This window comes from Pseudomonas sp. TH41 (assembly GCF_016650695.1).
Lineage (GTDB): Bacteria > Pseudomonadota > Gammaproteobacteria > Pseudomonadales > Pseudomonadaceae > Aquipseudomonas.
Genome location: NZ_JAEKFH010000003.1, coordinates 2,549,184 through 2,572,250 on the forward strand (window position 1 = coordinate 2,549,184; position 23,067 = coordinate 2,572,250).

The 23,067-nt window shown below is 58.5% G+C and carries 19 protein-coding genes and 1 riboswitch; of the genes, 8 read left to right on the top strand and 11 right to left on the bottom strand.

Translation table 11 applies throughout. The features are described from left to right. The first annotated feature begins 62 nt into the window (after positions 1-62). Together JFU37_RS14320 and JFU37_RS14325 are read left to right on the top strand one after the other, a co-directional pair. A complete protein-coding gene (locus JFU37_RS14320) occupies positions 63-614 on the top strand; it encodes a cytochrome b (protein WP_201115889.1) in 552 nt (183 codons plus the stop codon). 32 nt (positions 615-646) lie between these two features. After that, positions 647-1,240 (top strand): YceI family protein, encoded by a 594-nt coding sequence (locus JFU37_RS14325; RefSeq protein ID WP_201115890.1) that lies wholly within the window; start codon positions 647-649, stop codon positions 1,238-1,240. Positions 1,241-1,561: 321 nt separating this feature from the next. Here the strand turns inward: JFU37_RS14325 and JFU37_RS14330 are convergent, their stop codons facing one another. The 4 genes from JFU37_RS14330 to ahcY form a co-directional block, all read right to left on the bottom strand. Then, complete coding sequence (locus JFU37_RS14330) at positions 1,562-3,436, bottom strand: DEAD/DEAH box helicase (RefSeq protein WP_201115891.1); 1,875 nt, start codon at positions 3,434-3,436, stop codon at positions 1,562-1,564. A 222-nt stretch (positions 3,437-3,658) separates the two neighbouring features. Further along, a complete protein-coding gene (locus JFU37_RS14335; protein ID WP_201115892.1) occupies positions 3,659-4,474 on the bottom strand; it encodes a substrate-binding periplasmic protein in 816 nt (271 codons plus the stop codon). A gap of 186 nt (positions 4,475-4,660) precedes the next feature. Next, entirely contained in the window at positions 4,661-5,506 is an 846-nt protein-coding gene (gene metF / locus JFU37_RS14340) for a methylenetetrahydrofolate reductase [NAD(P)H] (protein ID WP_201115893.1), read from the bottom strand. A gap of 176 nt (positions 5,507-5,682) precedes the next feature. Beyond that, positions 5,683-7,092 carry an adenosylhomocysteinase gene (ahcY, locus tag JFU37_RS14345; RefSeq protein ID WP_033060420.1) on the bottom strand — a complete coding sequence of 470 codons (1,410 nt, stop codon included), beginning with the start codon at positions 7,090-7,092 and terminating at the stop codon, positions 5,683-5,685. A 23-nt stretch (positions 7,093-7,115) separates the two neighbouring features. After that, positions 7,116-7,217, bottom strand: a riboswitch (S-adenosyl-L-homocysteine riboswitch). Positions 7,218-7,415: 198 nt separating this feature from the next. Here ahcY and JFU37_RS14350 point away from each other — a divergent pair. Both JFU37_RS14350 and JFU37_RS14355 read left to right on the top strand, forming a co-directional pair. Next, complete coding sequence (locus tag JFU37_RS14350; protein WP_201115894.1) at positions 7,416-7,820, top strand: acyl-CoA thioesterase; 405 nt, start codon at positions 7,416-7,418, stop codon at positions 7,818-7,820. A 204-nt stretch (positions 7,821-8,024) separates the two neighbouring features. Continuing rightward, positions 8,025-8,903, top strand: coding sequence for a formate/nitrite transporter family protein (locus tag JFU37_RS14355; protein WP_201115895.1), 879 nt, complete (start codon positions 8,025-8,027; stop codon positions 8,901-8,903). 52 nt (positions 8,904-8,955) lie between these two features. Here JFU37_RS14355 and JFU37_RS14360 read toward each other — a convergent pair whose 3' ends face one another. Together JFU37_RS14360 and JFU37_RS14365 are read right to left on the bottom strand one after the other, a co-directional pair. Further along, a complete protein-coding gene (locus JFU37_RS14360) occupies positions 8,956-10,989 on the bottom strand; it encodes a patatin-like phospholipase family protein (protein ID WP_201115896.1) in 2,034 nt (677 codons plus the stop codon). Positions 10,990-11,239: 250 nt separating this feature from the next. Beyond that, on the bottom strand, positions 11,240-12,409 hold the full coding sequence (locus JFU37_RS14365; RefSeq protein ID WP_201115897.1) for an MFS transporter: 1,170 nt from the start codon (positions 12,407-12,409) through the stop codon (positions 11,240-11,242). Between the two features lie 320 nt (positions 12,410-12,729). On the opposite strand from JFU37_RS14365, the gene JFU37_RS14370 reads away from it, so the two are divergent. Both JFU37_RS14370 and JFU37_RS14375 read left to right on the top strand, forming a co-directional pair. Beyond that, the gene (locus tag JFU37_RS14370) at positions 12,730-13,563 is read left to right on the top strand and encodes an EamA family transporter (protein ID WP_201115898.1); all 834 of its coding nucleotides are present in this window, start codon (positions 12,730-12,732) and stop codon (positions 13,561-13,563) included. Between the two features lie 41 nt (positions 13,564-13,604). Beyond that, complete coding sequence (locus JFU37_RS14375) at positions 13,605-13,988, top strand: MAPEG family protein (protein WP_201115899.1); 384 nt, start codon at positions 13,605-13,607, stop codon at positions 13,986-13,988. An 82-nt stretch (positions 13,989-14,070) separates the two neighbouring features. Here the strand turns inward: JFU37_RS14375 and mltA are convergent, their stop codons facing one another. Then, a complete protein-coding gene (gene mltA / locus JFU37_RS14380; protein ID WP_201115900.1) occupies positions 14,071-15,243 on the bottom strand; it encodes a murein transglycosylase A in 1,173 nt (390 codons plus the stop codon). Positions 15,244-15,370: 127 nt separating this feature from the next. On the opposite strand from mltA, the gene JFU37_RS14385 reads away from it, so the two are divergent. Continuing rightward, positions 15,371-15,820, top strand: a complete 450-nt coding sequence (locus tag JFU37_RS14385) for a c-type cytochrome (RefSeq protein WP_201115901.1) — start codon at positions 15,371-15,373, stop codon at positions 15,818-15,820. A gap of 200 nt (positions 15,821-16,020) precedes the next feature. Here the strand turns inward: JFU37_RS14385 and JFU37_RS14390 are convergent, their stop codons facing one another. The 4 genes from JFU37_RS14390 to JFU37_RS14405 form a co-directional block, all read right to left on the bottom strand. After that, positions 16,021-16,416, bottom strand: a complete 396-nt coding sequence (locus JFU37_RS14390; protein WP_201115902.1) for a DUF1090 domain-containing protein — start codon at positions 16,414-16,416, stop codon at positions 16,021-16,023. Positions 16,417-16,514: 98 nt separating this feature from the next. Next, a complete protein-coding gene (gene ligB, locus JFU37_RS14395) occupies positions 16,515-18,188 on the bottom strand; it encodes an NAD-dependent DNA ligase LigB (RefSeq protein ID WP_201115903.1) in 1,674 nt (557 codons plus the stop codon). A 242-nt stretch (positions 18,189-18,430) separates the two neighbouring features. Beyond that, the gene (metK, locus tag JFU37_RS14400) at positions 18,431-19,621 is read right to left on the bottom strand and encodes a methionine adenosyltransferase (protein ID WP_201115904.1); all 1,191 of its coding nucleotides are present in this window, start codon (positions 19,619-19,621) and stop codon (positions 18,431-18,433) included. Positions 19,622-19,639: 18 nt separating this feature from the next. Further along, complete coding sequence (locus JFU37_RS14405; protein WP_201115905.1) at positions 19,640-20,635, bottom strand: ArsR/SmtB family transcription factor; 996 nt, start codon at positions 20,633-20,635, stop codon at positions 19,640-19,642. 273 nt (positions 20,636-20,908) lie between these two features. On the opposite strand from JFU37_RS14405, the gene tkt reads away from it, so the two are divergent. Then, positions 20,909-22,906, top strand: a complete 1,998-nt coding sequence (gene tkt, locus JFU37_RS14410) for a transketolase (RefSeq protein WP_201115906.1) — start codon at positions 20,909-20,911, stop codon at positions 22,904-22,906. The last annotated feature ends 161 nt before the right edge of the window (positions 22,907-23,067 follow it).

Below are 23,067 nucleotides of genomic sequence, written 5' to 3' on the forward strand. Positions count from 1 at the left end.
TTCCGCTTTAAATCGATAGATAAGTCGATAGTCTTGGGCCAGCACTCACAGGGATCTAGGCAATGCAGCTACGTAACTCTACTTCACGCTACGGCTGGGTCAGCATCTTCCTGCACTGGGGTGTGGCGCTAGCCGTATTCGGCTTGTTCGCTCTTGGCTTGTGGATGGTTGATCTGGGTTACTACGACCCTTGGCGTAAAGCCGGGCCGGATATCCACAAGAGCATCGGGTTGATATTGCTGGCGTTCATGGTGTTGCGTGTGTTGTGGCGCTTCATCAGTCCACCGCCGCCGACACTGCAAAGCTACAGCCGCCTGACGCGCCTCGGCGCCAAGTTCGGCCATGGTTTTCTTTATCTCAATCTGTTTGCTGTGATGATTGCCGGTTACCTGATTTCCACCGCAGAAGGCGTCGGGATTCCGGTGTTTGACTGGTTTGAAGTGCCTGCGCTGGTTTCCGGACTACCGGACCAGGCAGATACCGCCGGTGCGATTCATCTCTACCTGGCGTGGGTACTGGTCATTTTTTCCGGTCTCCATGCGTTGGCAGCATTGAAGCACCACTTTATCGATCGTGATGTGACTCTGACACGAATGCTGGGTCGCAAAGCCTGACGTTCAATTTTGACTCCCAAGGAATACAAAGCATGTTGAAAAAGACTCTCGCCGCTCTGGCAATCGGTTCCGCCCTGTTGTCCGCCAATGTAATGGCCGCTGACTACGTCGTTGACAAGACTGGCCAGCACGCCTTCGTCAACTTCAAGATCAGCCACCTGGGTTACAGCTACATCACCGGTACCTTCAAGGACATCGACGGCAAGTTCAGCTTTGACGCTGCCAAGCCCGAAGACAGCAAGATCGAGTTCAATGTGCACACCGCCAGCGTGTTCACCAACAACGCTGAGCGCGACAAGCACATCTCCAGCAAAGACTTCCTGGACGTGAGCAAATTCGCCGACGCCAAGTTCGTCTCCACCAGCGTCAAATCCACCGGCAAAAACGCCGCTGGCAAAGACACTGCCGACGTGACCGGCGACCTGACTATCCACGGCGTGACCAAGCCTGTCGTGGTCAAGGCCACTTTCCTGGGTGAAGGCAAGGATCCATGGGGCGGCTACCGTGCCGGCTTCGAGGGCACTACCAGCATCAAGCGTTCTGACTTCGGCACGATGATGGACCTGGGACCACAGTCCGACGCTGTTGATCTGTACGTTACGTTTGAAGGTGTCAAAGCGAAGTAATGCTGAGACCGTAGGAGCTGCCGCAGGCTGCGATCTTTTAAGATCAAAAGATCGCAGGCTTCGCCAGCTCCTACAAAAGCTTTTCGCAGCGCACATAAACGCCCCAGACTTCACGGTCGGGGGCGTTTTTTTTGTCAGACAAAATTACCGTTGTAGGAGCGAGCTCGCTCGCGATGGACGTTAACGATAACGCGCGTTTTCTGGATAAACGCGTTGCCCTCTGGTTTTTCGCGAGCAAGCTCGCTCCTACAGGATTTTTTGTCGGCCATAAAAAATGCCCCTGATCTCGCGACCAGGGGCATTTTTTATGGCTCGAAAAACTCAGCGATTGCGTGTCAGCAGCGCTGGTTTTTCGCCGCGAGGACGGCCTGGCAGTTGATCAAGTTGCTCGGGAGTCGGGAAACGGTCGGTTTTCGACTCCTTGTGAATGATCTTCGGTGCCGGACCGCGCGGGTTCTGCACGGCCGGTTCCGAACGCGGCTGATCATCACGTGCCGGGCGACGGTTGCGGCCTTCTTCGCGACGGGCCTGACCGTCACGAGGAGCACCGTTACGTGGGCCGCTACGTTTGGCTGGCGGAGTGCCGGTGGTGGCGCCATCGCTGCTGCGGGGACCGCTTTGGCGACCCTGTGGCTTGCCGCCGGTGCGCGGAGCACCTGCGCCGGTTGCCGTGCCTTGTGCCGGAGCACCCGGACGGCGACCACGGCCTTGAGCAGGTTTGGCCTGCGGCACGTAGTCGACGCGGTTGCCGAAGTTATCGATGTCGTCGTCCAGGAACTCGTCCGGGGCACGATCAGCGGCCGCGCGTGGCGCCGGACGCTGTTGTTCGCGGGCCGGAGTGCCTTCGCGTGGTTTTTGCTCACGTGCCGGGCGCTCGCCGCGGCCAGTGGCTGCAGGTTTTTCCTTGCCGCCTTTGTCTTTGCCTTTGTCCTTGCGACCGCCGCCACCGCCGCTGCCGTTCGGACCGTCGCCGCGCGGGCCGCGTGGGTTGCGCGGGTTACGCACATCCGGACGCTCGCGAACTTCAGGTTTCTCGGCTTCCACAGCGCTGGAATCGAAGCCCATCAGGTTGCCGTCGGCAATCTTCTGTTTGGTCATGCGCTCGATGCTTTTCAGCAGCTTTTCTTCGTCCGGAGCCACCAGCGAGATCGCCTCGCCCGAACGACCGGCACGGCCAGTACGGCCGATACGGTGAACATAGTCTTCGTCGACGTTCGGCAGCTCGAAGTTGACCACGTGTGGCAACTGGTCGATGTCGAGGCCGCGAGCGGCGATGTCGGTGGCCACCAGAATGCGCACTTCACCGGCCTTGAAATCGGCCAGGGCTTTGGTGCGGGCGTTCTGGCTCTTGTTGCCATGGATCGCGACGGCGCTGAGGCCGTGTTTGTCCAGGTACTCGGCCAGGCGGTTGGCGCCATGCTTGGTGCGGGTGAACACCAGCACCTGTTCCCAGGCGCCAGCGGTGATCAGGTGCGCCAGCAACGAACGTTTGTGGTTCGCTGGCAGGCGGAAGACGCGCTGTTCGATACGCTCGACCGTGGTGTTCGGCGGCGTGACTTCGATGCGTTCCGGGTTGTGCAGCAGCTTGCCGGCGAGGTCGGTGATGTCTTTGGAGAAGGTCGCCGAGAACAGCAGGTTCTGACGTTTGCTCGGCAGGCGAGCCAAGACCTTCTTCACGTCATGGACAAAGCCCATGTCGAGCATGCGGTCGGCTTCGTCCAGCACGAGGATTTCCACGTGAGACAGGTCGACGCTGCCTTGGCCGGCGAGGTCGAGCAGGCGGCCCGGGCAGGCCACCAGCACGTCGACACCACGGGACATGGCCTGAACCTGCGGGTTCATGCCAACGCCACCGAAGATGCAGGCGCTGACGAACTTCAGGTCACGGGCATAGACCTTGAAGCTCTCGTGCACTTGAGCGGCGAGTTCGCGAGTAGGGGTCAGGACCAGTACGCGCGGTTGGCGCGGGCCGTGACGCTGGGATTTGTCCGGGTGACCGTTAGGGAACAACCGTTCCAGGATCGGAAGGGCGAAGCCGCCGGTTTTACCAGTACCTGTCTGAGCCGCAACCATCAGGTCGCGACCTTGCAACACGGCGGGAATAGCCCGCTGTTGCACCGGAGTAGGCTCGGTATAGCCCGCTGCCTCGATGGCGCGGACTAAAGCCTCGGAGAGACCGAGGGAAGCAAAGGACATGAGTAATCCTGTTCTAGTTAGGGCTTGGCCCAATGGGAGTCTTGCCTGGCGCGAATAGCGTTTAAGAGGACGCAATCCCGTCCGGTCCTGCTGGGCCTCGAAGGCTCATCTGGAGTGCTCGCGCGGGCTGAAAAGCTGCGCTGTAGCGGTGTCGAGATGCCTTGAACGAGTCCGAGCGTCCGGGCGTGAGCCTGGCGGGAAGGCCGGAGTATAACAGAGCAATCACTGCGCGCTGCTTTCATGCTGCTCAACGGTTTTTCCACTGGCGGTGGCGGCCGTTGCGGATTTCACCTCGGTCGCCGGCTCGGCGCCGTAACGCGCGCTCAGTTCGGCGTAGGCAGGCTCGCGCTTGAAGCGTTTGAGTTCAGCGCCGAAACGCTGCACCAGCAAGTCCATCCCCGCATTGCGGCGCACCGCGAGAAACTGGCTCTGGTGGCTGATGACGGTGGGGTTCTCGGTAATCTTGTCGCGGATGCCCAGTTCGTCGATCAAGTGCTGGCCGACCCTGCGATCTGTGATCAACAGGTCGATCCGCCCACGCAACAGTTTGCCGAAGTTGGCTTCATGGGTCGGCGCGGGTTCACGGGTGAACAGCGTCGATTCACGAAAGTCCGGGCTATACAGATAGCCTGGGGACGTGCCGATGGTCAGCCCTTTGAGGTCGGCCAGGGTGCGAAAAGGGTGGGGGCGCTCATTGGCGTAGAACATCACGAACTCCACTTCCGAGAGTGGCTCGCCGGGGTAGAGCAAGGTGGCGTCGCGCTCATCGCTGTGGAAGATATCCAGCGCGCCATCTGCCTGGCCTGTTTCGAGCATCGATAGGCAGCGTTTCCACGGCAGGAACTGCCATTCGACTTCGATACCCAAGCGTTGGAAGACGATAGCTGTGGTTTCGTAGTCCAACCCCAGGAATTTGCCGTTTTCCTCGTACACGTAGGGCGCCCATGGCTCGGTGACAATACGCAGCTTCTCGCCCCGAGCGACGAAGCTCAGGCAAGTGAAAAGAAACACGGTCAGTATCTGCGCGATCAAAGGCATGGCTTGAGATTACGACGAGAAACCGGAAAGAGCCAGAAACGGGATCCAGAAGCTCTATCTCCGTGTGTTGCATCACAATAAACGCGCATTAAACGCAAAAGATCGCCGCCTTCGGCAGCTCCTACAGGGAATGCACATTCCAATGTAGGAGCTGCCGAAGGCGGCGATCTTTTGATCTTGCTTTGCTTAACGCGGCAACTTCAGATTGTTCCACACGGCCAGGCTCGCTTCCGCCTGATTCAACGTGTAGAAGTGCAGCCCTGGAGCACCACCCTGCAGCAGGCGATCGCACATCTCGGTGATGACTTGCTCACCAAAGCCTTGGATGCTCTGGGTGTCGTCGCCGTAGGCTTCCAGCTGCTTGCGGATCCAGCGCGGGATTTCCGCACCGCAGGCGTCGGAGAAGCGCGCGAGCTTGCTGTAGTTGGTGATCGGCATGATCCCCGGCACGATCGGGATGTTCACGCCCATCGCCCGTACCCGCTCGACGAAGTAGAAGTAGCTGTCGGCGTTGAAGAAGTACTGGGTGATCGCACTGTCGGCTCCGGCGTTGGCCTTGCGCACGAAGTTGGCGATATCGTCTTCGAAATTGCGCGCTTGCGGATGCATTTCCGGGTAAGCCGCCACTTCAATGTGGAAATGATCGCCGGTCTCTTCACGAATGAATTCAACCAGGTCATTGGCGTGGCGCATTTCGCCGCTGGCCATGCCCATGCCTGACGGCAGGTCACCGCGCAGGGCAACGATACGCTTGATGCCGGCCGCTTTGTATTGAGCCAGCAGGCCGCGCAAGTCGTCCTTGCTGTCGCCTACGCAAGACAGATGCGGAGCGGCAGGAATTTTGACTTCGCTTTCGAGCTGCAGCACGGTGTTGAGGGTGCGATCACGGGTCGAACCGCCAGCGCCATAGGTGCAGGAGAAGAAATCGGGATTATACGTCGCCAGCTGACGGGCAGTGGCGAGCAGTTTTTCATGCCCAGCGTCGGTCTTCGTAGGGAAGAACTCGAAACTGTAGCGACGGTCTTGGGACATGGTCATATCCTTGAAAACACGAAAACCGGCAGGGCCGGCCAAACCGCCAATCTCCCTGTGTAGGAGCGAGCTTGCTCGCGATGGACGTCAACGATAACGCGTGTTTACTGCTGAAACGCGTTGCCCTGACGTTTTTCGCGAGCAAGCTCGCTCCTACATTAAGGAGAGCCGGCCTATCAGTAACGGTAAGCGTGCGGCTTGAACGGACCTTCGACGGTCACGCCGATGTAGTCGGCCTGGGTCTTGGTCAGTTGAGTCACAACGCCGCCGAAACCGCGGACCATTTCCAGGGCCACTTCTTCGTCGAGTTTCTTCGGCAGTACTTCAACGGTCAGGCGCTCGGCTTTCTGGGCTGGCGACAGGTCGGCGTACTTCTGGCCGAACAGGAAGATCTGGGCCAGGACCTGGTTGGCGAACGAACCGTCCATGATGCGGCTTGGGTGACCTGTGGCGTTGCCCAGGTTAACCAGACGGCCTTCGGCCAGCAGGATCAGGTAGTCGTCGTTCTGAGCGTCAAAAGCGCCAGGACCGGTGCGGTGGATCTTGTGAACCTGTGGCTTCACTTCTTCCCATGCCCAGTTTTTGCGCATGAAAGCGGTGTCGATTTCGTTGTCGAAGTGGCCGATGTTGCAGACAACAGCGCGCTTCTTCAGGGCTTTGAGCATGTTCGCGTCGCAAACATTGACGTTGCCGGTGGTGGTCACGATCAGGTCGATCTTGCCCAACAGCGCTTTGTCGATGCTGGCTTCGGTGCCATTGTTGATACCGTCGATGAACGGCGAAACCAGTTCGTAACCGTCCATGCAGGCTTGCATGGCGCAGATCGGGTCTACTTCGGAAACCTTGACGATCATGCCTTCCTGACGCAGGGACTGAGCGGAGCCCTTGCCCACATCACCGTAACCGATGACCAGCGCTTGCTTGCCGGACAGCAGGTGGTCGGTACCGCGCTTGATCGCATCGTTCAGGCTGTGACGGCAGCCGTACTTGTTGTCGTTCTTGCTCTTGGTCACCGAGTCGTTGACGTTGATGGCCGGGATTTTCAGCTCGCCCTTGGCCAGCATGTCCAGCAGGCGGTGAACGCCGGTGGTGGTTTCTTCGGTCACGCCGTGGACGCGGTCCAGGATCGCCGGGTATTTCTTGTGCAGCAGCTCGGTCAGGTCGCCGCCGTCGTCGAGGATCATGTTGGCATCCCAAGGCGCGCCATCTTTCAGGATGGTTTGCTCCAGGCACCACTCGTACTCTGCTTCAGTCTCGCCTTTCCAGGCGAAAACCGGGATACCGGCAGCGGCGATAGCGGCAGCGGCCTGGTCTTGAGTCGAGAAAATGTTGCAGGACGACCAGCGCACTTCGGCACCCAGGGCAACCAGGGTTTCGATCAGCACGGCAGTCTGAATGGTCATGTGGATGCAGCCGAGAATCTTGGCGCCTTTGAGCGGCTGCTCACCGGCATACTTGCGGCGCAGACCCATCAGGGCTGGCATTTCGGATTCGGCGATGATGGTTTCGCGACGGCCCCAGGCAGCCAGGGACATGTCGGCCACTTTGTAATCGTTAAAATCTGCAGGCGTGATAACAGCGCTCATGATGAGCCTCCATTCGTAATGTATGCGAATGGGCGCCGTTGTGCGTTTAGTGTCTGGTCGATGACGACCAAGCAACGCCCCATCCGAGCCTGACAGGAATACCTGCTGCAGCGCCCCTCGGACAGGTGGCGGGAAAACGGTATCAATGGAACGTTACCGTTTTGAAACGGGGGCGATTATAGCGGGCTATGCTGATCTTCCAAAGCCTTTCTGCAGGTCAATGTCTGAACGGTAATCGAGTCCATAGTCGATGCTAGATAGAGCTCTGGGTCGGGCTCTGCCATGATGCCCACGATCATTCGGCAAGACGCTCAGGAGTGAATATGAATTTCCACACCCGCAAATGGGTAAAACCCGAAGACCTAAACCCCAACGGCACACTGTTCGGCGGCAGCCTTCTGCGCTGGATCGACGAAGAAGCGGCCATTTACGCCATTGTTCAGTTGGGCAACCAGCGCGTGGTCACCAAGTACATTTCCGAAATCAACTTCGTCAGTGCCTCGCGCCAGGGCGACATCATCGAGCTGGGCATCACCGCCACCGAGTTCGGTCGCACCTCGATTACGCTGACCTGCGAAGTGCGCAACAAAATCACCCGCAAGAGCATCCTGACGGTGGAGAAAATGGTCTTCGTCAACCTCGGTGAAGACGGCTTGCCCGCCGCTCACGGCCGGACCGAGATCAAATACGTCAAAGACCAGTTCCAGGATGATGTCATCCACGACTGATATCGCGTTGCACCCTTCGCGAGCAGGCTCGCTCCCACACTTGATCTTCAGTGAACACAGACTTTGTGTACGACCGAGATTAAGTGTGGGAGCGAGCCTGCTCGCGAAAGCGGTCTACCCGTCACCGATGATTTAACGGGGCAGTGAACAGCGCCGAACCGCACGTGTCGTACTTAAATGACACGCCACAGGTTCAGGAGCTTTATGGACGCCCCAAAAGACGGCAAGACCCCGAACCTCTCGGCGCACGAGCAGCACGAAGTCGAGAAGAGTCAGCCGCCGCGCGCTGCTGTTTTGCATGAAATCATCCGCACCCAGGGCGATCAGGAGCTGGAGCGCAGTGTCGCCGCGCTGTGGTGGTCGGCACTGGCCGCCGGTCTGACCATGGGCTTGTCGCTGATGGCCATGGGGTTGCTCAATTCCCGCCTGCCGGACGGCGATGCCTTCAAGGTGATCGCCAGCTTCGGTTACTGCGCCGGTTTTCTCGCGGTCATTCTCGCCCGCCAGCAATTGTTCACCGAGAACACGTTGACGGCGGTGTTGCCGATCATGACCAAGCCTACTTTGGGTAATTTCGGTCGGCTGATACGGCTGTGGTCGGTAGTGCTAGTGGGCAATCTCTGTGGCACGTTGCTGGTGGCATACGTGATGCTGCACCTGCCGATATTCGACAGTAAAACCGACCTGGCTTTCCTCGGCATCGGGCGCAAGATCATGGAGAACGACGCCAGCCAGATGTTCGCCAAAGGCATCATATCGGGCTGGATGATCGCCACCATGGTCTGGATGATTCCGTCCATGGAGAGCGCCAAAATGTGGATCATCATCCTCATCACCTACCTCATGGCGCTGGGGGATTTCACCCATATCGTGGTCGGGTCGGCCGAGGTTTCGTATCTGGTGTTCGCCGGCGAGTTGCCCTGGAAGGATTTCTGGCTAGTGTTCGCCGGGCCGACATTGGCGGGGAACATCGTCGGCGGCAGCTTTATCTTCGCGCTGATCAGCCATGCGCAAATTCGTAGCGAGAGCGGGCCGCCGAAAAGCCAGGAAAACAAGACCGAGCCGGCGCCTGACGATCGCTAGGTAGCCGGGCGAGGCTTCAGTGCTCGCCCAACCGGCAAGGATACTGCGGTTATCAGCCAGGGATCAGCCATGCCCGGGCTTGATCGATCGTTGTCGAGTTGAAAGGACGCGACGAGTTCGGGAAGTTGCGTGAGACATAGTTTTTGATAATTCGACGGAGTTCGGCATTGAAATCCTCGCTGGTCTTGGCTTGTCGCAAGTCGTCGATTGCCCAGGTCAACAGATTCACGTTTGAATCAGGTTGGTCGAGACGATACAGGGAGGGAAAGATCACTTCGCGGATGAAGTTTTCGCTTTTGGTTTTGATATCGCGCATACCCATTTCCTCGATTGCTTTGGTCATGACAGCAGACTTTGGCCCTGGCGCTTGGGCATCCATGCGTTTAATGGCTTGGAGCAGCTCCATATAATCGGGGTGGTTTCCGTGATTGAGCCTTTTTGCCAACCAATCGATTTTTGCCGGTGTGTCGCCGAGCTGATCAAGAGTATTGATCGCTGCGCGCAGTTCTGGGGTGAGTTCCAGTGTGGCGTTCTTTTTGGTTGGGTCTTCTTCTTTGTCTTTGGCTTTGGAGATGACATCCAGAGCGTGCTTTAAATCTTTCAGCGTCTGTTGAGCGAGCAGTCGGAAACTGATGACCGCTTCGGATGCTGGATCTTTCAGCGCAATCCTCGCTTCGTTGAACGATTGATCGTCAAGGGCCAGTAGCGCGCTACCAATGGAGTTGAAGGTGTATGTTTCGCTGCGGTTATGGCTGTTCAGGTGTTCTTCAACTGTAGAACGCAGGTCTTCCTGCAGCAGGTTTCTGAGCTCTTTCTGCATGCCGAAGTTGATCGTGCCTCCCGACATGGTAGTGAAGTCGCCTTTATCGTTTTTCAGGGGAACGATGACCGTTTCTTCTCTAAACGCCTTGATGCCTTTGTCTTCTTGTGCGTCTCGGGCCGAGTGGTCCACACCGATGGCCCTGTCGATCGCTCTCGAGGGAAGTGTGCCTCTATCGTTTTTTTTACCGCTATTCTCGCTCTCGAATTTGAGAATTAACTGATCGCTTTCGGGAATTGCGCTCATGGGGAATTGAGAATCGTATAGACCCTGGATCGGAGTGTTGAGCACGATCCCGCCATCCTGAAAGGAAGTTCGTTCTCCCTTACGCTGAAAGGGCTGACCTTGTTCCGAAGGTGATTGGAAAACGACGGGCAATGAACCTGAAATATGGGCTGCGCGAGCCACATCCAGATCCGGGGTCAGGCTGGCATTGAACACCACCATTTGGGGGCGCCCGTCGAACATGGCGGTGCCGGTGATGTGCAGTTGCTTGATTTCCGGCATGTCCTTGCTCAGCGTCGCCAGATCACCAAAGGTCACGTAGCCGTTGGTTTTTATTTTTTCTACGCAGGCTTTGCTCGCCTCCGAGATTTGTCGCTGAGGATCGTTAAGGGCCTCGCTGAAGCGAGACAGGGTCGACTGAACCGTTTTCTCCTGGATCAATACCTCCAGCGGCATGGCTTTGGATTGAAGGCGAGGTAGCAGGTCGAACAGCAACCGTCCGATGGTGCCGGTCTTGCCCGGGATCTTTCCGATGCCTTTACCAAGGGTGGAGCTGAAGCGCTGTATAAGTTCAAGCACCTTGCTGTGACTGTCGAGCAGCGACACAAGGTCGATGTCGTCCAACAGATTGTCGATTTCCGCGTGTGTCATACCGCTGGCGAGCAAAGCCGCAGTAATGGCGCCGGCCGATGAGCCTCGAATGTTCCGGATATTGTGCAGATGACCACTTTCTTCCAGCGCTTTCACCGCTCCAGAGAAGGCGACCCCTTTAGCTCCACCGCCGCTTAGCACCAGGTCTTTGATATCGGGCCGCTTGAGCTCCATTTTCACCACGCCGTTATCATAACGGCTGATCGAAAGCTCTCGGCCGGTCGACGAGTTCAGCAGCGTTTCGAGCCGGCCTTGGCCTTCACGCTGTGTGCATTGCATGAAGTCGCCCCAATCTTCGTCTGCGGGACTTTTCGGCGAACCTTGAGCGACATTGTTCGATACGGTCAAAGGGTGCGACGTAATCGGTGGACTGCTGATGGGAGTGGTCATGCTTGTCTCTTCCTTGAGGAATATCCGGGAAGTGACACTTTAGGTGTACTTGGGTGCGCGCAGAGCCCTGCGCAGCAATTGGCAACAGTTGCTCACAAGGGTGTTTAAAAAGTGTTCTGAAGGCTCTGGCGTGAGCTTTTCAGAGGGCACTGGCTAATCGGCCATACGGTCCGGAAAGTATTCGCACAATGTGCGTCTCCAATGCCTCCACGCTAAAAGCAGATTTCTGAACCGGGCTCTGCTCCCCGGATCAGCCGGGCATATCGGCCAACGTTGCAACGCGACGTTGCCGATAAATAAAGTACAGCGCGGTCAGCACGGTCAATCCGCTGACTAACGCGCCGGTCCAGGGCAAGTCCGCCAGGTCCGCGCCACTGGCGACGACCAATCCGCCGATCCACGCGCCTGCGGCGTTGCCGAGGTTGAAGGCACTCTGATTCAACGTCGATCCCAGGTTCGGTGCCTCGTGAGCCTGATCGATGATCAGCAACTGCAGGATCGGGCACAGGGCGAAGGCGAAAATCCCCCACAGCACCAGGGTGATTGCTGCCGGAATGACCGAGTGACTGGTCTGCGTGAACGCGGCCAACACCACCATCACGGCCAGCGCCATGCCCACCAGCGAAGGTAGCAATCGACTGTCCGCCAGTCGTCCGCCCAGCATGCTGCCCGCCGTCAAACCCACGCCGAACAACAGCAGCATAATGGTGACGCCATGGGGGCTGACGCCGGTGATGTCCTGCAGGATCGGCGCGATATACGTGAACACGCTGAACAGGCTCGTCGACGCCAGCACGCTCATGCCCAACGCCAATAACACGTTGACCTTGCCCAGTACCTTGAACTCGCTGGCCAGGTTGGCTTTGTCCATCGCAATGTCCTTTGGCAGCCAGGCCCACTGCGCGATCGCCGCGATCACGCCAATCACTGACACTGCCCAGAACGTCGAACGCCAGCCCGCGTATTGTCCGAGCGCCGTGCCTAAAGGCACGCCGAGCACGTTGGCCAGGGTCAGACCGGTGAACATCATGGCAATCGCCTGGGCCCGTTTGTTCGGAGCCACCAAGCCGGCGGCGACCACCGAGCCGATGCCGAAGAACGCCCCGTGACACAGCGCGGTGACCACTCGCGCGGCCATCAGCGTGGCGTAGTTGGGGGCCAGGGCGCACAGGATGTTGCCGAGGATGAACATCAGTGTCATGCCCAGCAGCGTCGCTTTGCGCGGCATATTGGCGGTGCCGATCGCGAGGATCGGGGCGCCGAACACCACGCCCAGGGCGTAGCCGGTAATCAGCAGCCCGGCGTGGGGAATGCTCACCGCAAGGTCGCGGGCGACGTCGGGCAGCAAGCCCATGATGACAAATTCAGTGGTGCCGATGCCGAACGCGGCAACAGCGAGGGCAAGCAAAGCGAGTGGCATGCGCAAGGTCTCTGTCAGTAGTCTTGACGCTTTGATCAGGCATACGCATGCCATTGACCATTCTCGACGAGAGCGGGCAAGGGCAAAAATTATTGGAATTAGTCTGTGCGCAACTGAGTGCGGCGTGGTCGCTTGCAGTATAAACAGCTACTGACCTATGGCGAATCAATTCTCCACACGATCCCTGTAGGAGCGAGCTTGCTCGCGATGGACGTCAACGATAACGCGTGTTTGCTGTTTAAACGCGTTGCATCGACGTTTTTCGCGAGCAAGCTCGCTCCTACAAGGGGATTACAGGGGGCAAAAATAAGGAGTGTGCCGTGCTTGCAACAGCACTGGTGTTAGTAGCGGCGCTGTTGCATGCGGCGTGGAATACCCTGATCAAATTCAGCGCCGAGCGGTTGCTGGTGGTGGCCTGCATGGACACGGTGGCGATGCTTTTCGTTGCCGCGATGTTGCCGTTCGTGGCGCTGCCGCCCATCGAAATATGGCCGTGGATTCTAGCGTCGGCGGCGTTCGAGTTGCTCTATCGCTATTTGCTGATCCAGGCGTATCGGGTCGGCGACCTTGGGCTGGTCTATCCGTTGATGCGTGGTTTGTCACCCTTGGTGGTGCTGGCGCTGACGCTGGTCTTTGCCGGGGAAGTGCTGACGAATCAGCAAATCTTCGGGATTCTGCTGATTCCCTTCGGCATGCTTTGCCTGCTCTGGCAGGGCGGCGGCGGTGCGCGCTTACCGTGGTCGATGCTGCCGGTGGTGGCGTTGATCGGCCTGTGCATTGGCTGCTACACCTTCATTGATGGCCAGGCGTTGCGGCGCTGGTCGCATCCACTGGACTACCTGGTCTGGGTCACGCTGCTGAGTGCCTGGCCATTCCCGTTGCTGGCATGGGTGCGCAAGCGCCCGGCGTTCATGCTGTTTTGGCGTGAACAGTGGCGACTGGGGTTGGCGGTCGGGTTTTGCGTGTTGTTCAGCTACGCTCTGGTGCTGTGGGCCATGCAGCTGGGCTCGATTGCCGAAGCGGCGGCATTGCGCGAGATCAGCGTGATTCTGGTGGTGCTGTTCGGCATGCGCTACCTGAAAGAACCTTTCGGCGGGCCGCGGCTCTTAGCCTGTGGGCTGGTGCTGGTTGGCATGCTGGTGATGAAGTTTTGACGTGAATGTGTATTTCTAAAACGTGAAGAAAGGACTGCTTTATGACGGTTGCTCTGTGGTGCATTTTGATTGCGATTTTCCTGCCCTACCTCTGCACGGGCATCGCCAAGGCCAGTGGCGGGTACGGGCTGAAAGACAACCATGACCCCCGGGATTTTCTCGAGTCACTGAATGGTTTGGGTAGGCGCGCACATGCGGCGCAACTGAACAGTTTTGAAGTGACCCCGGCATTCGCGGCGGCAGTGATCGTCGCGCACCTGGCCGGCAATGCCGAGCTGGTGACGGTCAATGTGCTGTCGGTGTTGTTCATTACCAGCCGGTTGCTGTACATCATTTGCTACCTGGCGGACTGGGCGATTTTGCGTTCGCTGGTGTGGTTTGTCGGGATGGGGTTGATTGCCAGTTTCTTTTTTGTGTCTATTTAAGATCAAAAGATCGCAGCCTCGTTTTTCACTCGTCAGCTCCTACATCCCTGTAGGAGCTGGCGCAGCCTGCGATCTTTTGACTTCAGAGCTTGTCAGCCACCTGCGGCACTTGCGGCAATGCCGCGCCTTTGGGCCACAACATCCAGATCTGCCCCTGCTGTTTCATGTCGCCAGCCAATTGCCCGGCCGCCTCACCCGTGCCCCAGAACAGATCCGCTCGCACTTCGCCAGCAATCGCGCCGCCAGTGTCTTGAGCCGCTACCGGGCGAACCAGCGCAGTACCATCCGGACGAGTTGTGGATAACCACAACAGACTCCCGAGCGGAATCACTTTGCGATCCACTGCTGCGCTATAACCGGCGGTCAACGGAACGTTCAACGAGCCGCGCGGCCCTTCGTTGCTGTCGGGGTTGCGGGTGAAAAACACGTAGCTCGGGTTGCTGCCGAGCAGTTCCGGGATGCGCGTAGGGTTGGCTTTGGCCCAGGCACTGATAGCGCTCATGGTCACGTCTTCTTTCTTCAGCTCACCCTGGTCTACCAACCAGCGACCAATCGGTCGATACGGATGTCCATTTTGATCGGCATACGCAATGCGCAATTGACGACCATCGTCGAGCTGGATGCGCCCCGAACCCTGGATTTGCAGGAATTGCAGGTTCATCGGATCGGTCAGCCAGGCCACGACCGGGGCCTTGACCCCTTTGGTCTCAATCGTCGCCGCATCGTCGTAAGGTTTAAGCACGCGACCTTCGAGTCGACCGCGCAGGCGTTTGCCCTTGAGTTCGGGGTAGAGGCTGTCCAGCGAGACAATGATCATGTCCTCTGGAACACCGTACACCGGGATATTCGCGACGTTGGTCTGCGTCAGGCTGCCGGGGTAGACCGGCTCGTAGTAACCGGTGATCAACCCGTTGGGATTGTCGTTGGCGGCCCGCAGGCCGTAGACATCGAGGCTCTGCTTGAGAAAGCCGCGAATGTCATTGGCGGATTGCGGCACATTGGCGGCTGCTGCGCAGGTCGAGCCCCAGACCGGGTCGGCTTTGAGACGGGTGCAGGCGCTGCGCCACGAACCGAAACCGGCGACCAGGTCATTGTCGGATACGGTCGGCAGCGCTTCCCACGTGGCGCTGGAGTAGGTGGCCAGGGCATGGGTTTTGGGTTTGTTGTTGTCACCACCGGTGCAGCCAGCAAGCACGGCTACCATCGGAAGGGTCCAGGCCAGGCTGTGACGCCATGCCTTGAAACGGCTGTTCATGGAGTAATTCCTTTGTCGGTTGCCTGAGTGCTCCATGCGCTCAAACAACCCATGTTGTTAATAGGGCTATTGGTCTTTGGCGATGACGCGGGGATACTGGCCGTCGTTCCCGTGACCTGAAGCCACCATGACTCTTAAAAGACTTTCCGTTGTATTGCTGGCCTGTCTGACGTTGTCTGCTTGCGGCGGCGTAGACCCTAATTCGCCGCTGGGTCAGCGCAAGGCTATTTTCAAGCAAATGCTCAAGGCCGGTGAAGACTTGGGCGGCATGTTACGTGGCCGCATTCCGTTCGACGGCCCGAAATTCGCAGAAGGCGCCGAGAAACTTGACGCCTTGTCCCATGAACCCTGGAAACATTTCCCGCAGGTGCGCGAAGAAGATCACACCAGCGCCAAGGATAATGTGTGGCAACAACAGTCCCGCTTCCAGGAAATGGCCCGCAACCTTGAAAGCGCTACCGGTGAATTGGTGATGACCAGCAAGGTTCAGCCTTACAAGGTCAGCAATCTGGGGCCGGCGGTGCAGAAGGTCGAAGATGCCTGCAGTGCGTGCCATAAACAGTTTCGGGATCATTGATTGCTAAAAGATCGCAGCCTGCGGCAGCTCCTACATGTCACGCGTACCCCTGTAGGAGCGAGCTTGCTCGCGAAGGTCGTTAACCATAATGCGTTCTTCCTGAATAAACGCGGTGATCTCAAGTCCTTCGCGAGCAAGCTCGCTCCTACAGGTGTACGCATGACAGGTAGGAGCTGCCGAAGGCTGCGATCTTTTAAGGTTTATTTATCCAGCTCATCCAGTGCGTCCTGCAACTCCTTGCGGGCCTCGGCGAGTTTGTCTTTACGCTTGTTGATCTTCTCGGGGTCGCCTTTTTTCATGGCCTTGTCGAGATCAGCCTGACGCGTGCTGACTTCATGCTTGGCATCAAGCACCTTGTTTTCCCGTTCTTTCTTCAGGGAGGCGTCGGTGCAGTGGGCAGTCACTTCACTCAGGGCCGTTTCCAGGCCTGCCTGCTGATCGGCGTTGCCGTGGGATTTAGCCAGTTCGATCTGATTGATGATGCCCTGCTTCTTGGCGGCACATCCGGACAGCCCCGGAGCCTCTTCGCCGGCCATCAATGGGGCGGCTATCACACTGCAAAGAGCCAACAGGGCGAGCGGTGAAAGAAATTTCATAAAAGCTCCATGTGAAAAGGCAATCAGGTCGATGTGGCGATGAGCTGTTTGAGCCCATCGCTACCATTGGGTTCCCGGGGCACGGGCATCATCGGCCGCTAAAAACCGTCGACGCCCGCCACACGTAATATTTCACTTAAGGCCAGGACCTGTGGGTCGCGGAAAAATGCGCTCAATTGCGCCGCGCGTCCCGGCCCGATGCCGGCTTCAGCCTGCCATTGTTCGGTGCTTCGTTGTGCCAGCGCCTGCCAGGAATCGGCAAGCGGTGCCTGGCCCGTCGGTGGCAAACCCAAGGCTTTGAGCCAGCGAGTAAACGGGCGTTGTCGGGCACTGTTGAAACTGTTCAAAAGGCGAGCGGTACTGCGTTCGCCGAAGCCGTCAATGTTACCAAGCTCTTGAGCATCGAGGGTCAACCAATCCAGCAGCCCATTCAGATGGCCTGTTGCGAACAGTTTCTCCCACGTACCAGGGCCGACATGAGGCAAAGCCAGCCCCTGCTTGCCGCTGAGCCAGGTCAATCGCGCGAGAAATTGGCTCTCGCACCCCGGTGTCGGCTGCCAGCAACTCAAATGATGAAAGTCAGCGGCCACCGGTACGTTCAATTCAGGGCGTTCGGTGGCGCGTAGAACGACCCCGTCAAGCTTTGGAATAGTCAGTCCCGCCAGGCTGATCGACACTTGATCACCGGGCCGGATATCCAATGCCTCCCAGCGTCGCAGGGAACTGACGCTGACGCGCTTGATCAGTCGGTCATCGAGCGTCACAGGTTTCAGGTCCAGCACCGGTGTGATCCGTCCGGTACGACCGACCTTGAAGTCAACGTTGCGTACCTCGGCCAGCGCCTGGGCAAAGGGGTATTTCCAGGCGATGGCCCAGTAAGGCGTTTTTGCCTGCCAGCGTTCAGCCAAGGGTCGCTGGCTCTGGCGCAGGACGACACCGTCAGTGGCAAAGGGCAGGGGCGAGCGATACCAGTGGTCGCGCCAACGTTCAGCACCGGCAACTGCCTTGATCGGCTGACTGTACGCAACGGTGCTCGGGAAGCCCAGGTCATCCAGAATCACCAGGCGGGCGGACAAATTGGCCGGGCCTTGTGGCCAGTCCCAGATAAACAACCCGATACCGGCGGCTTGCTCGGCGTCGAGTCGCTTGCGGGCCATCAGGCCGGCCACCGTGGAACGGGCGTTGAGGCTGCCGGATTCGGCCTGTACATGGTCGGTCAGACGCCAATAGAGTTCGCCTTGCACCACCAGGTCCAGCGGTTGCGGCAGTTGCCGGGGGATGGCCGGGATGAGCAGCGCCGAGGTCGTCCAGTCTTGTCCTTTCACCCCGTCACCGCGACTGATGGCTTGGTGCAGTAAGCCGTGGCGATAAACCAGCGTCACGGCCACGCCGTCGACCTTGGGTTGTACCCAGATGTCCTTGCGGTCACGTAGCCAGTGCTCGACTGCTCGACCATCACGCAGTTTTTCCAGGCCCGTGTGAGCGATGGGGTGGGCAATGTTGCCGCCAGCCGTACGTAATGGTTCAGGCGCCAGACCCAAGTCAAAACACTCACGCCATTCGGTCAGCCGTACACGGGACTGATCGTAGAGTTCGTCGGCGACCAGCGAGCGGCCATGGCGGTGATAACTGTCGTCCCAAATGTCGATTTGTTTTTGCAGGGCTTTGATTTCGTCCAGAGCCCTGGCGGGTGGCCAGTCGGGACAGTTCGCAGCGTTTGCGTTCAGGCAGGCCAAGGCGAGGAAGAAAGCGGAAAACAGGCGCAGAAACATCGGGAGCGTCCTTGCTCGAGGGGGTGTTTTCAAGGCTAGTCAGTTTTCGGGGGGTGAGGCGGGGGATGTTTTTCAGTGTGTTTCGCGGCCAGAAGATCAAAAGATCGCAACCTTCGGCAGCTCCTACAGGTGTACGGCATGCCTTTGTAGGAGCTGCCGAAGGCTGCGATCTTTTGATCTTCACCCATTAAAAAGCCCCGCACGGAGAACCGTGCAGGGCTTTTGGTACCGCCGGGGAAGTGTTACAGGCCGGCAGCCGAACGCAGCTCGTCGGCGCGGTCGGTTTTTTCCCAGGTGAAGGTGGTGAACGTGTCTTCGCCCACAGTCTTGGTGGCCGGGGTGCGGCCGAAGTGGCCGTACGCAGCGGTTTCCTGGTACATCGGGTGCAGCAGGTCGAGCATGGTGGTGATGGCGTATGGACGCAGGTCGAACACTTCACGAACCAGTTTGACGATTTTGTCGTCGCTGATTTTGCCGGTGCCGAACGTGTTCAACGAAATCGAAGTCGGTTGAGCGACACCAATCGCGTAGGACACCTGAATCTCGCAGCGCTCGGCCAGGCCGGCAGCGACGATGTTCTTGGCGACGTAACGACCGGCGTAGGCGGCGGAACGGTCAACCTTCGATGGATCTTTACCGGAGAATGCGCCACCGCCGTGACGGGCCATGCCGCCGTAGCTGTCGACGATGATCTTGCGGCCGGTCAGACCGCAGTCGCCTACCGGGCCGCCGATGATGAACTGGCCGGTCGGGTTGATGTGGAACTGGGTGTCTTTGGTCAGCAGTTCGGCAGGCAGTACGTGCTTGACGATCAGCTCCATCACGCCTTCGCGCAGGTCTTTGTAGGACACGTCAGGGTTGTGCTGGGTCGACAGAACAACGGCGTCGATACCGACAACCTTGCCGCCTTCGTAACGGCAAGTCACTTGCGACTTGGCGTCCGGGCGCAGCCAAGGCAGCAGGCCGGATTTACGGGCTTCGGCCTGACGCTGAACCAACTGGTGCGAGAAGGTAATCGGTGCTGGCATCAGCACGTCGGTTTCGTTGCTGGCGTAGCCGAACATCAGGCCCTGGTCGCCAGCGCCCTGATCTTCAGGCTTGGCACGGTCAACGCCCTGGTTAATGTCAGGGGACTGCTTGCCGATGATGTTCATCACGCCGCAAGTGGCACCGTCGAAGCCGACATCGGAGCTGTTGTAGCCGATGTCCAGAATGACGTTACGCACGATCTCTTCCAGATCGACCCAGGCCGACGTGGTGACTTCACCGGCGATGATTGCCACACCGGTTTTCACCAGGGTCTCGCACGCCACGCGGGCGAACTTGTCTTCAGCAATGATGGCGTCCAGCACCGCATCGGAAATCTGGTCGGCGATTTTGTCCGGATGCCCTTCGGACACGGACTCGGAGGTGAAGAGGGAGTATTCGCTCATCTCGATTTTTTCCTGAATTTACCGATGGTGAGTGTCGCCAGTTGGCCGCTGAAAGTGGCGGACCTGAATCTGGAAACCATTACGTAAGCCTACATAGAGGCTTTCCCCGGGAACGAGTCCCGCAGCGGTGGCCCAACGGGCCAAATCGTCCTGTTCAAACCCCAACCAGAGATCACCGCAGGCCTCCCTGGCCCAACTCTGGTTGTGGCTACATAACTCTGTCACGAGCAGGCTACCGCCCGGTTGCAGCAATTCGGCCATGTGCTTGAGCGCTTCGGCCGGCGCGGCAAAATGGTGCAGCACCATGTTCAGTACAACGCAATCAGCCTTGAGGCTTACACCGTTCAATGCATCGGCCAATTGCAGACTGACGTTAGTGAGCGTTTCACGCTCGCAGACCTGGCGCGCCAGTTCGAGCATCGCCGGGCTATTGTCCAGCGCCGTCACCTGAGTGAAGCGGTGTGCCAGTTCCGGCAAAAATGCACCGTCGCCAGGACCGACTTCGATGGCCGTGGCACCTGCGCTGAAACTCAGCTTGTCGAGCAGAGCCACCACGCTTTCGCGGTATTGCGGCAAGCCGGCGATCAAGTCTTGCTGAGCGCGGAACTTCTCCGCGACCCGTGAGAAAAAGTCCTGGCTGGCCGCCGCTCGTTGTCCGTGAACCTGACCGATCCGCGACTGCACATCGGCAGGCAGGGTCAGATTGTCCACTTCTTCCAATAGCGCGGCGTGCAGCTTGCCCCCCAGCAAATCGGTGTGGGGCAGGGCGCGACGGTAGAAAATCGCGTTGCCTTCACGGCGAGTCGCCACCAGATCGGCCTGTGCCAATACCTTGAGGTGGTGACTCATCCCCGACTGGCCGATGCCGAAAATCTGCGCCAGTTCCAGTACGCCAAACGAATCGTTGGCCAGTGCGCGCAATACATTCAGTCGCAGAGGATCGCCACCGGCCTTGCACAGGGCCGCCAGCTCATCGCAATCGTCATGTTGAATGGAGGGCACACGTAAATTCATAAGGCCAGCAGTCTAGTGACGGTCCGAAATCATCGCAAGGGCAATATCAAAAAGTTTTGATATTGCTCGATAGATGGCACTTCTGGGGCCTTGTTTCACTCTACAACCGAACGGCGGAAAGGTTTCATCAGTCGAAACCGTGGTTATCCGTGGGAAAAACGTCTCCAGATGACTATCTGTCATTGCCCCGAGGCGGCCCGGTGAGGGAAAATGCTCGCCTTTTTTCCGTTTCGTTTTATTCACTCTCGATTCAATATCCGCAGGAGAACAGCGATGCCCAGCCGTCGTGAGCGTGCCAACGCCATTCGTGCCCTCAGCATGGATGCCGTGCAAAAAGCCAACAGCGGCCATCCCGGTGCCCCTATGGGTATGGCGGATATCGCCGAAGTACTTTGGCGTGACTACCTGAAGCACAACCCGAGCAATCCATCGTTTGCCGACCGCGACCGCTTCGTGCTGTCCAACGGTCACGGCTCGATGTTGCTCTACTCGCTGCTGCACCTGACCGGCTATGACCTGTCGATCGATGACCTGAAAAACTTCCGCCAGCTGCACAGCCGCACCCCGGGTCACCCGGAGCTCGGCTATACCCCGGGCGTTGAAACCACCACCGGTCCACTGGGCCAAGGCCTGGCCAACGCGGTAGGTTTTGCCCTGGCTGAAAAAGTCCTGGCGGCGCAGTTCAACCGTCCTGGCCATAACGTTGTCGACCATCACACCTACGTGTTCCTGGGTGATGGCTGCATGATGGAAGGCATTTCCCACGAAGTCAGCTCGCTGGCCGGTACTTTGGGCCTGGGCAAGCTGATTGCTTTCTACGATGACAACGGTATCTCCATCGACGGCGAAGTCGAAGGCTGGTTCACCGACGACACCCCGAAGCGTTTCGAAGCCTACAACTGGCAGGTGATCCGCAACGTCGACGGTCACGACCCGGAAGAAATCAAGACGGCGATCGACACCGCACGCAAAAGCGATCAGCCAACCCTGATCTGCTGCAAGACCACCATCGGTTTCGGTTCGCCGAACAAGCAAGGTAAAGAAGATTGCCACGGCGCCCCATTGGGTGAAGCGGAAATCGCTCTGACCCGTGCTGCACTGAAATGGAACCACGGTCCGTTCGAAGTCCCGGCCGACATCTACGCCGAATGGGACGCCAAGGAAGCCGGCCGTGCGGCCGAAGCCGAGTGGGATCAGCGTTTTGCCGCTTACTCTGCTGTATTCCCTGAGCTGGCCAACGAACTGGTACGTCGTTTGAGCGGTGACCTGCCGGCCGACTTCTCGGAAAAAGCCTCGGCGTACATTGCTGAAGTCGCTGCCAAGGGCGAAACCATCGCCAGCCGTAAAGCCAGCCAGAACGCCCTGAACGCGTTCGGTCCGTTGCTGCCTGAGTTCCTCGGTGGCTCGGCTGACCTGGCCGGTTCCAACCTGACCCTGTGGAAAGGCTGCAAAGGTGTTACGGCGCAAGACGCCAGCGGCAACTACATGTACTACGGCGTTCGCGAATTCGGCATGACTGCCATCATGAACGGCGTGGCGCTGCACGGCGGCCTGGTGCCTTACGGCGCGACCTTCCTGATGTTCATGGAATATGCCCGCAACGCAGTGCGCATGTCGGCCTTGATGAAGTTGCATTTGATTCACGTCTATACCCACGACTCCATCGGTCTGGGCGAAGACGGCCCGACTCACCAGCCAATCGAGCAACTGGCCAGCCTGCGTTGCACGCCGAACCTCGACACCTGGCGCCCGGCCGATGCCGTTGAATCGGCCGTGTGCTGGAAGTACGCGCTGGAGCGTAAAGACGGCCCGTCGGCGCTGATCTTCTCGCGTCAGAACCTGCAGCACCAAACCCGCAATGCGATCCAGATCGCCGAAATCGCCCGTGGCGGTTACGTGTTGAAGGACTGCGCGGGCGAGCCTGAGCTGATCCTGATCTCCACCGGTTCGGAAGTGGGTCTGGCAGTTCAGGCTTACGACAAGCTGACCGAACAAGGTCGCAAAGTGCGCGTTGTTTCGATGCCTTGCACCAGCGTGTTCGATGCCCAGGACGCCGACTACAAGCAATCGGTTCTGCCGTTGCAAGTCAGCGCCCGTATCGCCATCGAAGCCGCTCACGCGGACTACTGGTACAAATACGTGGGCCTGGAAGGCCGCGTGATCGGCATGACCACCTACGGCGAGTCGGCGCCTGCGCCTGCCTTGTTCGAAGAGTTCGGCTTCACCCTGGAAAACATTCTGGGTCAGGCTGAAGAGCTGCTGGAAGATTAAGCACGACGCGGTGGTTTCATAACCACCGCAATCTCCTGTAGGAGCGAGCTTGCTCGCGAAAAACGTGAGGGCGACGCGCTTATCCAGAAAGCGCGCGTTATCGTTAACGTCCATCGCGAGCAAGCTCGCTCCTACAAGGGGCGTGTTGTTAACAAGAATTC